Annotated in this window: 13 protein-coding genes; 7 read left to right on the top strand and 6 right to left on the bottom strand. The window is 66.2% G+C overall.

Annotation, left to right across the window (positions count from 1 at the left end):
* The first annotated feature begins 78 nt into the window (after positions 1–78).
* From LB552_RS09465 to LB552_RS09450, 4 genes are read left to right on the top strand one after another with little or no spacing between them, the layout of a single operon-like run.
* Positions 79–1,083, top strand: coding sequence for an AAA family ATPase (locus tag LB552_RS09465; RefSeq protein WP_095766493.1), 1,005 nt, complete (start codon positions 79–81; stop codon positions 1,081–1,083).
* Positions 1,083–1,997, top strand: coding sequence for a DUF58 domain-containing protein (locus LB552_RS09460; RefSeq protein WP_224604394.1), 915 nt, complete (start codon positions 1,083–1,085; stop codon positions 1,995–1,997). The genes LB552_RS09465 and LB552_RS09460 overlap by 1 nt, the downstream gene beginning before the upstream one ends.
* On the top strand, positions 1,994–4,816 hold the full coding sequence (locus tag LB552_RS09455) for a DUF4159 domain-containing protein (RefSeq protein ID WP_224604391.1): 2,823 nt from the start codon (positions 1,994–1,996) through the stop codon (positions 4,814–4,816). Before LB552_RS09460 ends, LB552_RS09455 begins: the two co-directional genes overlap by 4 nt.
* 3 nt (positions 4,817–4,819) lie before the next feature.
* A complete protein-coding gene (locus LB552_RS09450; protein ID WP_224604386.1) occupies positions 4,820–6,907 on the top strand; it encodes a hypothetical protein in 2,088 nt (695 codons plus the stop codon).
* A 170-nt stretch (positions 6,908–7,077) separates the two neighbouring features.
* Here LB552_RS09450 and clpS read toward each other — a convergent pair whose 3' ends face one another.
* The 4 genes from clpS to LB552_RS09430 form a co-directional block, all read right to left on the bottom strand.
* Entirely contained in the window at positions 7,078–7,383 is a 306-nt protein-coding gene (gene clpS / locus LB552_RS09445; RefSeq protein WP_140546186.1) for an ATP-dependent Clp protease adapter ClpS, read from the bottom strand.
* Between the two features lie 127 nt (positions 7,384–7,510).
* The gene (locus tag LB552_RS09440) at positions 7,511–7,855 is read right to left on the bottom strand and encodes a hypothetical protein (RefSeq protein WP_224604384.1); all 345 of its coding nucleotides are present in this window, start codon (positions 7,853–7,855) and stop codon (positions 7,511–7,513) included.
* Positions 7,856–8,007: 152 nt separating this feature from the next.
* A complete protein-coding gene (locus LB552_RS09435; protein WP_095766487.1) occupies positions 8,008–8,283 on the bottom strand; it encodes a hypothetical protein in 276 nt (91 codons plus the stop codon).
* Positions 8,284–8,320: 37 nt separating this feature from the next.
* A complete protein-coding gene (locus LB552_RS09430) occupies positions 8,321–8,626 on the bottom strand; it encodes a hypothetical protein (RefSeq protein WP_224604381.1) in 306 nt (101 codons plus the stop codon).
* A gap of 247 nt (positions 8,627–8,873) precedes the next feature.
* Here LB552_RS09430 and LB552_RS09425 point away from each other — a divergent pair, with 247 nt between their 5' ends.
* From LB552_RS09425 to LB552_RS09415, 3 genes are all read left to right on the top strand, one after another.
* Complete coding sequence (locus LB552_RS09425; protein ID WP_224604378.1) at positions 8,874–9,590, top strand: response regulator; 717 nt, start codon at positions 8,874–8,876, stop codon at positions 9,588–9,590.
* Positions 9,587–10,996 (top strand): ATP-binding protein, encoded by a 1,410-nt coding sequence (locus LB552_RS09420; protein WP_224604375.1) that lies wholly within the window; start codon positions 9,587–9,589, stop codon positions 10,994–10,996. Before LB552_RS09425 ends, LB552_RS09420 begins: the two co-directional genes overlap by 4 nt.
* 95 nt (positions 10,997–11,091) lie before the next feature.
* Entirely contained in the window at positions 11,092–11,466 is a 375-nt protein-coding gene (locus LB552_RS09415) for a YciI family protein (RefSeq protein WP_140838742.1), read from the top strand.
* 20 nt (positions 11,467–11,486) lie between these two features.
* Here the strand turns inward: LB552_RS09415 and LB552_RS09410 are convergent, their stop codons facing one another.
* Positions 11,487–12,965 carry a pyridoxal phosphate-dependent decarboxylase family protein gene (locus LB552_RS09410; RefSeq protein ID WP_224604372.1) on the bottom strand — a complete coding sequence of 493 codons (1,479 nt, stop codon included), beginning with the start codon at positions 12,963–12,965 and terminating at the stop codon, positions 11,487–11,489.
* Between the two features lie 80 nt (positions 12,966–13,045).
* The gene (locus tag LB552_RS09405) at positions 13,046–14,131 is read right to left on the bottom strand and encodes a PLP-dependent cysteine synthase family protein (protein WP_224604369.1); all 1,086 of its coding nucleotides are present in this window, start codon (positions 14,129–14,131) and stop codon (positions 13,046–13,048) included.
* Positions 14,132–14,169: the final 38 nt, after the last annotated feature.

Below are 14,169 nucleotides of genomic sequence, written 5' to 3'. Positions count from 1 at the left end.
GCCAGGTGAGGCCGAATCGCGGCATTCTGCGGCATCGAGAGTGCAGGCCGGCATTTCCAACCACAAGGATCGAACGGCATGAGCGTGATGATCAAGGAAAGCCCGATCAGCGAAAAAGCGATGATCGAGGAAGCCGAAAAGGCGCTGGCCGATATCTCCAGGATCCGCGACGCGGTCGGCAGGGTGATCTTCGGCCAGGAGGCGGTCGTCGAGCGCACGCTGGTGGCTCTGCTGGCCGGCGGTCATGCGCTGCTGGTCGGCGTGCCGGGCCTCGCCAAGACCAAGCTGGTCGAGACACTAGGCATCGTGCTCGGCCTTGATTCGCGCCGCGTCCAGTTCACGCCCGACCTAATGCCGTCGGACATCCTCGGTTCCGAGGTGATGGAACAGGACGAGTTCGGCAAGCGCTCCTTCCGCTTCATTTCCGGGCCGATCTTCACGCAATTGCTGATGGCCGACGAGATCAACCGCGCTTCGCCGCGCACACAATCGGCGCTGCTGCAGGCCATGCAGGAATATCACGTCACCATCGCCGGCGCCCGCCACGACCTGCCCGCGCCCTTCCACGTGCTGGCGACGCAGAACCCGCTGGAACAGGAAGGCACCTACCCGCTGCCGGAGGCTCAGCTCGACCGCTTTCTGATGCAGGTCGACATCCTCTATCCCGAGATTGAGGCGGAACGCCGTATCCTGCTCGAAACCACCGGCGTCGACGAAGCCAAGGCCGACAATGTGCTGCAGCCGGCACGGCTGAGGGAAATCCAGACGCTGATCCGACGCATGCCGGTGCCGGAAAGCGTCGTCGAGGCGATCCTCAAGCTGGTGCGTTCGGCCCGGCCAGGCCAGGGCAATGCCGAGACGGACAAGCACGTCGCCTGGGGGCCAGGTCCCCGCGCCAGCCAGGCGCTCACCCTGTGCGCCCGCGCCCGCGCCCTATATGATGGCAGGTTGGCGCCCTCGGTCGACGACGTTCGCGCCTTGGCCGAACCGGTGCTGCAGCATCGCATGGCGCTGACTTTCGCCGCCCGCGCCGAAGGCACTTCCGTGCGCGACGTGGTGGCGAAGCTGGCAAAAGGCATCTGATGGGTCGAATAGGCGAGGTCCAGGCACCGGTTGCGACGCGCGACGCGCTCGCCCGTGGCCGGTTGCGGGCTTCACTGGTGCCGGACCTGCTGGTCGAGGCGCGCCGTATCGTCAATACGGTGATCGCCGGCTGGCATGGCCGTCGCAAGCGCGGCATCGGCGAGAATTTCTGGCAGTTCCGGCCCTATGTCGAAGGGGATTCCTCGCGCATCGACTGGCGCCGCTCAGCGAGAGACGACCATACCTATGTGCGCGATCGTGAATGGGAAGCCGCGCACACCGTCTGGCTCTGGGCCGACCCCTCGCCTTCCATGCTCTACAAATCGGCCGCGGCAAGCGTCTCCAAGCAATCGCGCGCACTGGTGCTGGCGCTCGCCTTGGCCGAGCTCTTGTCGCGCAGCGGCGAGCGCATTGCCTGGCCGGGCCTGACCGACCCGTTCACCGCCCGCAACGGCGCCGAGCGCATCGCCGCCCAGCTCAGCCACGCCGCCGCGCTTCCGGCCAAGCCCGATCTGTCGACCATCCGCCGTTTCTGCGACATCGTGCTGGTCAGCGATTTCCTCGATCCGGTTGAGGAAACCATGGCCTGGCTCGACGTGCTCGCCCGCCACGGCGTGCGCGCGCATCTGATCGAGGTGGCCGATCCGGCCGAGGAAACCTTCCCCTATGCCGGCCGCACCGAGTTCACCGATCCCGAGACCGGCGACAAGCTGACCGCCGGCCGCGCCGAGATGCTGGCCGAGGAATATCGCCTGCTTTACCGGGCCCGCCGCGACGAACTGGCTGCCTGGTGCAAGCGTCTCGGCTGGAGCTACACCGTCAACCACACCGACCGCCTCGCCTCCGAGGCGCTGGTGCGCGTCCACCTGGCGATGACCGCCGACGGCACCAATTTCGGAAGGGCGGTCGCATGAGCTGGCTGCCGCTTTCGTTCGGGGCGCCCATGGTGCTGTGGGGCCTTCTGGCCCTGCCGGTGATCTGGTGGCTGCTGCGGCTCACCCCGCCCAGGCCGCAAACGGAAGTTTTTCCGCCGCTGAGAATCCTCGCCCGGGTCCTGAGGCGCGAAGAAACCCCGCAGCAAAGCCCGTGGTGGCTGACGCTGCTTCGGTTGCTGATGGCGGCGCTCATCGTGATGGCGCTGGCCGAGCCGGTCTTCAACCCGCGCGAAAAACTGCCGGCGGAGGGCGCCGCCCTGGCGCTTGTCGTCGACAATGGCTGGGCGAGCGCCGCCGACTGGAACAAGCGAGTCGCCACCGCCGATCGGCTGATCGCCGACGCCGGCTCGAACGGCGTGCCGGTCGTGATCGCCTTCACCGCCGAGAAGCCCAATGCCGAGATCGGCCCTTTCGACGCTTCGGGCGCGCTCGATCACCTGCGCGCCGCCAAGCCGCGGCCGATTCCTACCGACAGGCCCGCCGTCTACGCCCGCGTCGCCGCCGCGTTGGAGCGCCTGCCGGGCGCCAGCGTTGCGGTGCTCGCCGATGGGCTTGCCGCCAAAGGCGACGAGGCCGCTTTCAAGACGCTGCTCGAAAAGAATGCGACACGGCTGGTCTGGGCCACGTCCGACCGGCCTTCCGTGACCGGCCTGATCGGCGCCGACAACCAGGTCGATGGTTTCGCTTTGAGCGCCATTCGCGCGCCGGGCAATCCGGCGCCGGCGCAGGTCACCGCTGGCGCCTTCGATGACAAGGGCCGCCGCATCGCCGATGCGACGCTGACCTTCGCGCCGGGCGAAACCATCGCCACGGGGACGATGGCGGTTCCCTTCGAGCTACGCAACGACTTCGCTTCGATCGCGCTCGACGGCGAGCACCAGGCCGGCGCCGTGCGCGTGCTGGACGAGAGCTCGAAACGCCGCCGTGTCGGCCTTCTGTCGCAGGCCGAGGCCGACCAGGCGCAGCCGCTTCTGTCGCCGCTCTATTACATCCGCCGCGCCCTGCAGCCCTTTGCCGACCTGGTCGAGCCGTCGAGCGCCGATCTCGCCGACGCCATTCCGCAGCTTCTCGACCAGAAGCCGGCGATGATCATCATGGCCGATGTCGGCACCATCCCGGCGCAGGTCAAGCAGCGGCTGGTCGACTGGGTCGACAAGGGCGGCACGCTGGTCCGTTTTGCCGGTCCCCGCCTTGCCGCGTCCGGCAATGACGACGACCTTTTGCCGGTCAGGTTGCGCAGCGGCGAGCGCGCGCTGGGCGGCGCGCTGTCGTGGACGACGCCGCAGGCGGTGACCGAATTCCCGAAGAGCGGCCCCTTCGCCGACCTCTCGCCGCCCTCCGAGGTGACGGTGAGCCGGCAGGTTCTGGCCGAGCCGACGCCCGACATCGTCGAGCGCACCTGGGCCACGCTCGCCGACGGCACGCCGCTGGTGACGGGCATGAAGAAGGACAAGGGCACGCTGGTGCTCTTCCATGTCACGCCTGAGGCGACCTGGTCGAACCTGCCGATCTCCGGCAGCTTCGTCGAAATGCTGCGGCGTGTCGTGCAATTGTCGCGCAACCAGGGCGCCGCGATCGCCAATGCCGAAGCCGCCGCGGCGTCGCTCGCTCCCTACCGCATGATCAGCGCCGACGGCATGCTGACGCCGCCCTCGCCGGATGCCCGACCGCTGGTGCCCGGCGCCGGTCCGCTGCCGGTGACGCTGGAGAATCCGCCCGGCCTTTACGGCTCCGAGACGGGCGTCTTCGCACATAATCTGCTCGATGCGTCGAGCACGTTCACGCCGCTGGTCCGTCCGCAGGTTTCGCTGCCGGTGACAGCCATCCCCTATGCCTTCGATGAATCGGAGAACCTGAAGGGGCCGCTGGTCGCCATCGCGCTGCTGTTGATGGTGCTCGACACTTTGGCCGTGTTCTGGATGGGCGGACTGCTGGCGCGCCGGCCGCGCCGCGCAGGCACGGCGGCGACCGCCGCGGCCGTTCTGGTCGTGCTGGGCGGTCTCTTCGGCCATGCCGATCTTGCCCGCGCCGATGATTCCAAGCCCGGCGACAGCCAGGCGATCGAGGATATTTCGAAAACCCGCATCGCCTATGTCATCACCGGCGAGCCGGGCGTCGATTCGATCAGCCGCGCCGGCCTCGAGGGCCTCACCCGTTTCCTCATCGAGAAGACCGCGCTCGAGCCCGGCCCGCCGGCGGGCGTCGACATCGCCAAGGACGAGCTGTCCTTCTTCCCGCTGATCTATTGGCCGATCGATGCGACGGCGCCCATGCCCAGCCAGGCGGCGATCGCCCGCATCGACGCCTATATGCAGCAGGGCGGCACGGTTCTGTTCGACACGCGCGACCAGTTTTCGAACGGCATCGGCGCCGGCTCCGCAAGCCCGGCGACCGAGCGGCTGCGCGACATCCTGGGTAATCTCAACGTGCCGCCGCTGGAGCCGGTGCCGTCGGACCACGTGCTGACGAAGTCCTTCTTCATCCTTCCGGAATTCCCCGGCCGCTTCAACGGCAGCCCGCTCTGGGTCGAGGCCTCGCTCGACGCCAGCAACACCGAGAACCGTCCCGTGCGCACCGGCGACGGCGTTTCGCCGATCATGATCACCGCCAATGATTTCGCCGGCGCCTGGGCCATCGACGAGAACGGCGATCCGATGCTGCCGACCGTCCCGCCCGATCCGATGCAGCGCATCTACGCGCTGCGCGCCGGCGTCAACATCATGATGTACATGCTGACCGGCAACTACAAATCCGATCAGGTGCATGTGCCGGTGCTGCTCGAACGGCTGGGGCAGTAGATCATGAACTGGTCCATCTCATTCGAACCGCTTCTCTCCTGGCCGCTCTTCGGCCTGCTCTTCGTGCCGCTGCTTTTGCTGGCGCTGGTCGGCCTGTGGTTCCGCCAGCGCGGCTCGGTATTGCGCTTCATCGCGCTGCTCGCACTCGCCGCTTCATTGCTCAATCCCGTTTTCCTCGCCGAGGAGCGCGAGGCGCTGAAGAGCGTCGTCGCCCTCGTCGTCGACCGCAGCCAGAGCCAGGACATCGGCGACCGCACCAAGCAGACCGACGAGGCGCTGGCCGGCCTGCAGCAGCGTCTTGCCCGCTTCAAGCAGTTCGATGTCCGTGTCGTCGAGGCCGGCAAGTCCGAAGCCGCCGACGAGCGCACCGAAACCAGGCTGTTCAGCGCGCTGGAAGGCGTCTTCCGCGACGTGCCGCCGTCGCGCATCGGCGGTGCCGTCATGATCACCGACGGCGAGGTGCATGATGCGCCTGCCGGCGCGCCGGAGTTCAACGCGCCGCTGCACGCGCTGATCACCGGCAATGAGCATGAGAAGGACCGCCGCATCCGCTTCGAGAACGCGCCGCGCTTCGGTCTCGTCGGCAAGCCGCTCGACATGACCTATCGCGTCATCTCGACGGAAGGCGATGGCGCGCCTGTGGACGTGCGCGTCTCGGTCAATGGCGAGCAGGTCTCGGTCGAGCACGCGACCGTCGGCCAGCCGATGAAGCTCTCGGTCACCATACCCAATGCCGGCCGCAACATCGTCCAGCTCGGCATCGACCGGGAACCCGGCGAACTGACCGACGCCAACAATCGGGCGATTGCCCTGGTCGACGGCATCCGCGAGAACCTGCGCGTGCTCCTGGTTTCCGGCGAACCGCATGCCGGCGAGCGCACCTGGCGCAACCTTTTGAAGTCGGACGCGTCGGTCGATCTCGTCCACTTCACGATCCTGCGTCCGCCGGAAAAGCAGGACGGAACGCCGATCAATGAGCTGTCGCTGATCGCTTTCCCGACGCGCGAGCTGTTCGTCGAGAAGATCAAGGATTTCGATCTGATCATCTTCGACCGCTACCAGCACCGCGACGTGCTGCCGATCCTCTATTACGACTACATCTCCGAATATGTCGAAAAGGGCGGCGCGCTGCTGATTGCCGCCGGCCCCGAATATGCCGGCGAGAACTCCATTGCCCGCACGCCGCTCAACGCCGCGCTGCCGGCCATGCCGACCGGCGAGGTGGTGGACAAGGCCTTCTACCCGCGCCTGACCGATCTCGGCCAGCGCCATCCGGTGACGCGCGGGCTCGACGGCTCGGCAAGCGAGCCGCCGCATTGGAGCCGCTGGTTCCGCACCATCGGCGTCAAGAACCCGGAAGGCGAAGTGGTGATGAAAAGCGCCGACGATCGGCCCCTGCTCCTGCTCGCTCGCAAGGGCGAGGGCCGTGTCGGTATGCTCCTGTCCGATCAGGGCTGGCTGTGGGCGCGCGGCTTCGAGGGCGGCGGACCGCATGTCCAGCTTTATCGCCGCATCGCCCACTGGCTGATGAAGGAGCCGGAACTGGAAGAAGAACGGCTAACCGCCGACGGCCGCGGCATGATGCTCGAAATCCGCCGCCAGACGATGAGCGATGATCCCGGTCCCGCCCAGGTCATCACGCCGTCCGGCAAGGCGGTGGCGGTGAAGCTCGAGAAAGCCGAGCCCGGCATTTTCACCGGCAGCCTGCAGACCGGCGAGATCGGCCTTTACCAGATCGGCAATGGCGACCTTACTGCGCTTGCCCATGTCGGCCCGATCAACGCGCCGGAATTTTCCGACGTGATCTCGACCGAGGATCGGCTGAAGGCGCCCGCCGAGGCGACCGGCGGCAGCGTGCGGCGGCTGGCACCGTCGTCGACGCTCGGCAATCTCGCCGGCGGCTTGACACTGCCGTCGATCGTTCCCGTCCGCTCTTCAGCGGCCGCGTCGGGCGACGACTGGATCGGCCTGCGCACCACCGACGACAGCACGCTCAAGGCCGTGTCGCGCGTGCCGCTGTTCGGCGGTTTCCTTGGCCTCGGCCTGCTGCTGCTCGCCATCGGCTCGATGTGGTATCGCGAAGGGCGGTGACGCCACCTTCTTCCTTCTCCCCTTGTGGGAGAAGGTGGATCGGCGCGCAGCGCCGAGACGGATGAGGGGTGTTCCAGCGGAGTGAGGCGTCGGCGTTCCCTGGAGCACCCCTCATCCGGCCGCTTCGCGGCCACCTTCTCCCACAAGGGGAGAAGGGAAAGCGCCTGCCCCTACTCTTCCGGTTCTGTGGTGAACAGCAGCGGATAGCCCTTGGCCTTGCCGGCGTCGGTCGCCCGCGTCGCCTTGGTCTCGGCGATATCGCGCGTAAACACCGCGACGACGCACACGCCGCGCGTATGCGCGGTGATCATGACGCGATGCGCCTGATCCTCACTGAGCTTGAATTCGCCCTTGAGCACCGTCACCACGAACTCGCGCGGCGTGAAATCGTCATTGACGAGGATGACTTTGTAGAGCTTCGGCCGCTCGGTTTTCGGCTGCGTCTTAGTGCGGGGTTTGAGGACGGTTTCGGGCATTGGATCCACCAGCGAGAATTGAGCTCTCTCGCTCTCATTCTGTCACGCAGCAAATATACGTCCAATTCCACGCGCGGTAATGCCGGCCTGGACCGTCACCCCTATGTGGGGAATCACTGCCGAAGGGTCAACGGCCCTGGCGCCCGACCTGGCGGCGCAACGCGGTGCCCGATCTGCCGGAACCTGCGCCGCCATCCATGTCGGAGCCGCGTTCGGCGAAGGCGAAGAACATCCAGCCGCCAAAGCCGATCACCGTCGCACCGGCCAGCAGGATCAGGACCCAGGACTGCGCCGGCGTGATGTAGTCGAAGCTTGAAGAGATCAGCGGAGCGAACAGCTCGGGCTCCGTCCTGCCGCTGGCGGGATCCGGCACGGGGCTTGCGGTAAAGATGATCAACGATCGCGCCGCCGCGGTGGCGATCAGGCCGCCGAGGGTCAGCGAACGCATCAGGGACGAAAACCGCTTCTTCATGCGGACTGTCCTACAGCACCGGCATTGCGATCGGGTTAAGGATAGGACTTGAGCGCGGTGGAAACCTGCTGGTTTCGGGCTCCCTGCCGCAAGCAAGCCGCCCCTGCCGAAATCGACCGGAGCGGCTTCGTCTAGTGGCGCAGAGCGCTGGATCAGGGCTTCTTGGCAGCCGGCTTCGCAGCAACGGGCTTCGCAGCCGACGCTTTCTTCTTGACCGGGCACTTGTGCGTCTTGGTCACTTTGCAGGCCTTCTTGGCAGCGACCTTCTTCATCGGCTTCGCAGCCGTGCTGTCCGCCGGAGCAGCCGTGGTGGTCGCGGTCGAAGCAGCCGGGGCAGCCGTCGTCGTGGCGGCGGCGTTGCCGAGCGCCGGCATCGCGAAGGCGAGAGCAACACCGAGGCCGAGGGCGGAGAGGATGGACTTCTTCATGGCTTCATTTCCTTTTTCTTGCGGGTCTGGGTGGGTGTCACTGAACGGGATCGATCGGTGCCACTCCAAGCAGCTTCAAAGCATTTGCGAGCATCCGGATTCCCTGTGCCTGCTTCTTGTTGGCGCAGAACCGGTTTCCCCTTCTTTGCAGTGCTTTCGCCGCGGTGACCTGCGTTGCCGCGGCATGGGTTTCGAGAGCTTCGTCAACCTGACGGCTCAGATTGGTGCAGCGCTCGGTCCGGGTGAGCGGAGCGACGACCTTTGCGGTGGAGGCGCCGTCCGCGGCTGTGACGAGCGATATGCTGAGCAAAGCACCCATCACGCTGATCCAGAACCTCTGCATTGGTCTTGTCCGTTACTCCGGAAACTCGCGTCGCAGCCGATGACCTGACCGCCACGGCACCGTTTATGCCCTTGAAATTTTTCACCAGTTTTTCCCAACTGTAGAATTTTGTTTCTGGATTGTTTCTGAGGAATCCGCCCGGCGCGGCGATCGCGGCCACTGGCCAAGATGTGGCCCGAATTCTATCGTGTGGGTTGTTTCGAACGGATATCCAGCAAGAGCCGGCAAAGAGAATGATAGGTTTCGAGTGAAATCCGATGCGCACATACTGATCGTCGACGACGACAAGGGCATACGCGACCTGCTGCAGGAGTTCTTCCACAAGCGCGGGCTGCAAACGACGGTGGCCGGCGACGGCACCGAGATGGAAGCGATCCTGCGCCGCACGCCGGTGGACCTGATCGTTCTCGACGTGATGCTGCCCGGCAAAAGCGGGCTTGAGCTTTGCCGCGAGATCCGTGCCAATTACACCACGCCCATCATCATGCTGACCGCGGTCACGGAAACGACCGATCGCGTGGTGGGCCTGGAAATGGGCGCCGACGACTACGTGCCCAAGCCCTTCGATCCGCGCGAGCTGTTGGCCCGCATCCGCGCCGTGCTGAGACGCAACGGCAGCGCCGAGCCGCGTCGGCCCGCCGCCAGGCAGGTCTACCGCTTTGCCGGCTGGACCATGGATTGCGCGCGCCGCCGCCTGACGGCGCCCGACGACGTCCGGGTTGAGCTGACGATGGCGGAGTTCAACTTGCTGCAGACCTTCGTCAAGAGCGCACAGCGCGTGCTTACCCGCGAGCAGCTGATCGAGCTGTCCGGCGGCGACACCGGCTACAGCTTCGACCGCAGCGTCGACATTCTGGTGAGCCGGCTGCGCCGCAAGATGGAAGACGATCCGAAAACGCCGAAACTGATCCTGACCGTGCGCAGCGGCGGCTATCAGTTCCTGCCCGAGACGACGGCCGAATGAGACGCTTCCTGCCGCAGACCCTGCCAGTCTGGGTGCTGCTCATCGTCATTGCCGGTCTCATGCTGAGCCAGGTGACGACGCTTTACATCGTCGCGCGCGATCGGGCCGCCGCCAACGGCGTCGTCGACCTCTACCGGTTGAACGACCGCGCCTATTCGCTGGTGCAGCTGATGCATGACGCCACGCCCGAAGAGCGCAAGGCGACCGCCTCCGGCCTGTTCAACTCGACCTATGCGCTGACGGTTTCGGACACGCCCGCCGTCACTTCTTCGATCGCCGGCGACGACCAGCTTGCCGAGTTGGAGGATATCCTGGTCGGACGCTTGTCGAAGTTCGGCATCACCGATGCGCGCGTGCGGCGCGATCCGGCCACCCAGGAGGCCGATGTCCCAGACGGGCAGGCGGTGAACAAGGATGTCGGCCAGGTCGAGCGCGACCTGCTGGTCTTGGCCGCGGATTTCGCGCAAAGCGATAAGCTGACCGCCTCGCTGCGCTTTTCCGACGGGCAGTGGCTGAATTTCACCGAACCGATCACGCCGGCGGGACCGATTCTGAGCCTCGACAGCCTGCCGCTTTACTCACTGATCGCCGGCTTGATCATCATCATGTCGATCTGGTCGCTGCGCCGGCTGACCGCGCCCTATCGGATGATGGAAACGGCGGTGACGCGCATCGGCAATGACCTGAAAAGCCCGCCGATCGCCGAGAGCGGAAGCCGCGAGATCCGCGCCGCCGCGAAAGCGATAAACGCCATGCAGATGCGGCTGCGCGATTATGTCGAGGACCGCGAGCATCTGGCGGCGGCGCTGGCGCACGATCTGCGCACGCCGCTGACCCGGATGCGCCTGCGTCTCGAACTGTTGCGCAGGTCGCCCGCGCGCGAGGCGCTGGCGCACGACCTCGCCGACATCGAAAGCATCGCCAGCTCGGTCATCGACTTCGCCAAATTCGAGGTGACAGAGGAAAAGGCCGAGCGGATCGATTTCTGGTCGCTGGTGGAATCGGTGGCGGACTCCTTCGACGGCGCGTCCTTCGACGAAGGCGTGGTCCCGTCGCGCGGCCTGATCTGCGTCGCGCGGCCGGTGGCGCTGCGGCGCTGCATCACCAATCTCATCCAGAACGCGGTAACCTACGGCAAGAAGGCGCATCTCGGCGTACGGCGATCGGGCGACACGATCACGCTTTCGATCCGCGACGAGGGCCCGGGCATCCCGCAGGCGAAGCTGGACGCGGTGTTCGGCTCCTTCGTGCGGCTGGAGGAATCGCGCAACCGCACCACCGGCGGCCTCGGCCTCGGCCTCACTATCGCCCGCAACATCGCGCGCGGCGCCGGTGGCGAGGTCAATCTTTCCAACTACCCCGGTGGCGGGCTGCTGACGGAGCTGCGGTTGCCGCTGGCAGCTTGAGTCAGGAGTGGGCTCTGTCCGCCACCGGCGCCACTGGATCAGCCGAACCATCCTTGTGATAGTGCGGCCCGCCTGGTTACGAGGGAAATCCACCCATGTTCTACGCCGTCCTTGCCTACCATGTCGAAGACACCGTGCAGTCCTGGTCGCCCGATGAGGATGCGGCATTGATGAAAGACCTGCTCGAGGTCAACGACAGGCTGACGCGCGAGGGCAAGCTCGGGCCCGCGGCCAGGCTCGGCGCGACGGCCAAGGCCGTGACGCTGCGCGGTCCGGGCGACGGCTTGGTGATCGACGGTCCCTTTGCTGAGACCAAGGAGCAGTTGCTCGGCCTCTATGTCCTCGACTGCGCGACCCAAGACGAGGCGATTGCCGCGGCGCGCGACCTCAAGCGCGTCAATCCCACCGCCGTCTACGAGATCCGGCCGATCATGCTCTATCTACCGGGCGCCGCGCTGACGGTAAGCTGAGACAGCTTCCCGAACGTGCTTCAGACCGGTATCGCGGCCTCGATTTCCCGTCCCAGCCGGAGCATCTCCGTCACCAACAGGTTGAGATCGCTGCGGCGGGTGCGGTGATTGGCGATCGCCACCCTCAGGCAGTGCCGGCCCTGCACCGTGGTGTCGGACAAGGCCGCGATGCCCTCCTCCTGGAGTCTCAGCATGATCTCGGTGTTAAACGCCTTGAGCTTTTCCTCCGACGCGCCATCCAGCCGATGGCGGAAGCAGACGATGTTGATGGTGCTCGGCGCCATCAGTTCGAGCGCCGGCTCCGCCTCGATCAGGCGGGTGAGGTGGCGGGCCTGGGCGATGTTCTGGTCGATCAGGCGGCCGAACTTCTCGACGCCATGCTCCTTCAGCGCCATCCAGATCTTGAGCGCACGGAAGCCGCGCGACGTTTGAAGCCCATAATCGTGCAGCCACTCTCCGGAGGCCAGGCCCCGCGGCGTCGATTCCAGATATTCCGGCGTCACGGCAAACGTGTTGCGGTGCTGGGATGCGTCCCGCACCAGGGCGCAGCCGGCTTCGAACGGCGCGTGCAGCCATTTATGCGGATCGAGTGCGATCGAATCCGCCTGTTCGATGCCGGCGACGAGCGATCGGTTCTTAGGCGCGATCGCGATGAGCGCGCCGATGCAGCCGTCTACATGGAACCAGAGATCCTCTTCGGCCGCCACGCTCGCCAGCGCCCGCAGGTCGTCGACCGCGCCGGCGTTGACGGTGCCGGCGGTGCCGATCACGCAGGCCGGCCTGAAGCCCGCCTCGCGGTCCTCCGCGATTGCCGCCTTGAGCGCGGCGATATCGATGCGCAAGCCGGCATCGGTCTGGATGCGCCGCAGCGCCTGATTGCCGAGGCCGAGCGCCTCCACAGCCTTGCGATGACAGGAATGGACCTGGTCCGAGGCGTAGTAGCGCAACGGCTTCGGCATGGCGCCGACACCCCGCTCGCGCACGTCGACGCCTGCCTTGACGTTGCGCGCCACGGTCAGTCCGATAATGTTGGCCATCGAGCCGCCGCTGACCAGCGTGCCGCTGGCCGAGGCTGGGAAACCGACCATCTCCTTCATCCAGTTGACGACCTGGCTGTCCATCAGTGCGGCGGCATGGTTGCCGCCGCCGAGATTGGAGCCCTGGATCGCCGCCAGGAAATCGCCGAGCGCGCCGGTGAAGTTGCTGGATCCCATATACCAGGACCAGAAACGCGGATGGATGTTGCCCATCGGGTAAGGCATCACGTTGCGGGCGACGTCGTCATAGACGTCAGCCGCCGGCGCCGGCGAGCGCGGCAAAGGTGCGCCGAAGAATGCCCGCACTTCGGCCGGCATCTCGCGCCAGACCGGCCGGTTGCGGACATCCTCGAGATAGGCGATGGCATCGTCGAGGATTCGGTGCGAGAGCGCTCCCACATCGGCCCAATCCGGCGGATCGAGCGTTTCCTCCGCGTTGGTCGCTTCCGGAAATATGTCCATCTCGCCTCTCCCGCCGGCGTGGGTCGACCCGTGCATAAAAGAACGACGCCGCCATGCGGGGGCGGCGTCGCGTTCTGTTCTCAGCCTTCGAACTGGCAGCTCGGCGTCGAGCGCGACAGCGCCGTCTCCTCGGCGTCCATCTCGGCCTCGATGCCGTCGAAAAGCGGCGTCGACATGTAGCGCTCCCCCGTGTCGGGCAGCATGCACAGGATCACCGAGCCGGCCGGGGCCTTGCCCGCGATCTGCCGCGCCACGGCGAAAGTGGCGCCGCCGGAGATGCCGGTGAAGATGCCCTCCTGCCGCGCCAGCGCCTTCGTCCATTTGATGCCTTCGGGACCGGGGATCGGCACCACCTCGTCATAATAGCGTTGGTCGATCGCCTCCTGCAGCACGTTGGGGATGAAGTCCGGCGTCCAGCCCTGGATCGGATGCGGTTCGAAGGCCGGATGGCTGGCTGACGGCGCGCCGCCGGCGCCGCGCTCCTGGGCCTTGCCGCTGCCGATCAGCTGCGCGTTCGCCGGCTCGGCGAGCACGATCTTCACCTCCGGCCGCTCGCGGCGCAGCACGCGGCCCACGCCGGCCACCGTGCCGCCCGTGCCGTAGCCGGTGACGAGCACGTCCAGCCTCGAGCCGGCGAAGTCATTGATGATCTCGCGCGCCGTCGTCGCCTCGTGAATGGCGGCATTGGCCTCGGTCTCAAACTGGCGCGCCAGGAACCAGCCATTGGCCTCGGCAAGCTCGACTGCCTTCTTGTACATACCGAAGCCCTTCTGGGCGCGCGGCGTCAGTACCACCTTGGCGCCAAGCATGCGCATCAGCTTGCGGCGCTCGATGGAGAAGCTGTCGGCCATCGTCACCACCAATGGGTAACCTTTCTGCGCGCAGACCATGGCAAGGCCGATGCCGGTGTTGCCGCTCGTCGCCTCGACGACGGTCTGGCCAGGTTTGAGCTTACCGCTGCGCTCGCCTTCCTCGATGATGTTGAGGGCCAGCCGGTCCTTCACCGAGGCCGCCGGATTGAAGAATTCGGCCTTCACATAGATCGTCGCGTGACCCGGCCCGAGATTGTTGATGCGGATGACCGGCGTGTCGCCGACCGTGTCGAGAATGCTGTCGAACAGACGGCCGCGCCCGGACGTGGTCCTGATTTTCAATTGATGCAACATGGCTCTCTCCTCGATCTCCTCACGTGCCGGTTACAAAC

Origin of the sequence: Mesorhizobium sp. CA7 (assembly GCF_020165015.1) — a bacterium.
In the GTDB taxonomy this organism is placed as follows: domain Bacteria; phylum Pseudomonadota; class Alphaproteobacteria; order Rhizobiales; family Rhizobiaceae; genus Mesorhizobium.
Note: the sequence above shows the minus strand (reverse complement) of the source record. Positions and strands in the feature narration are given on the sequence as shown.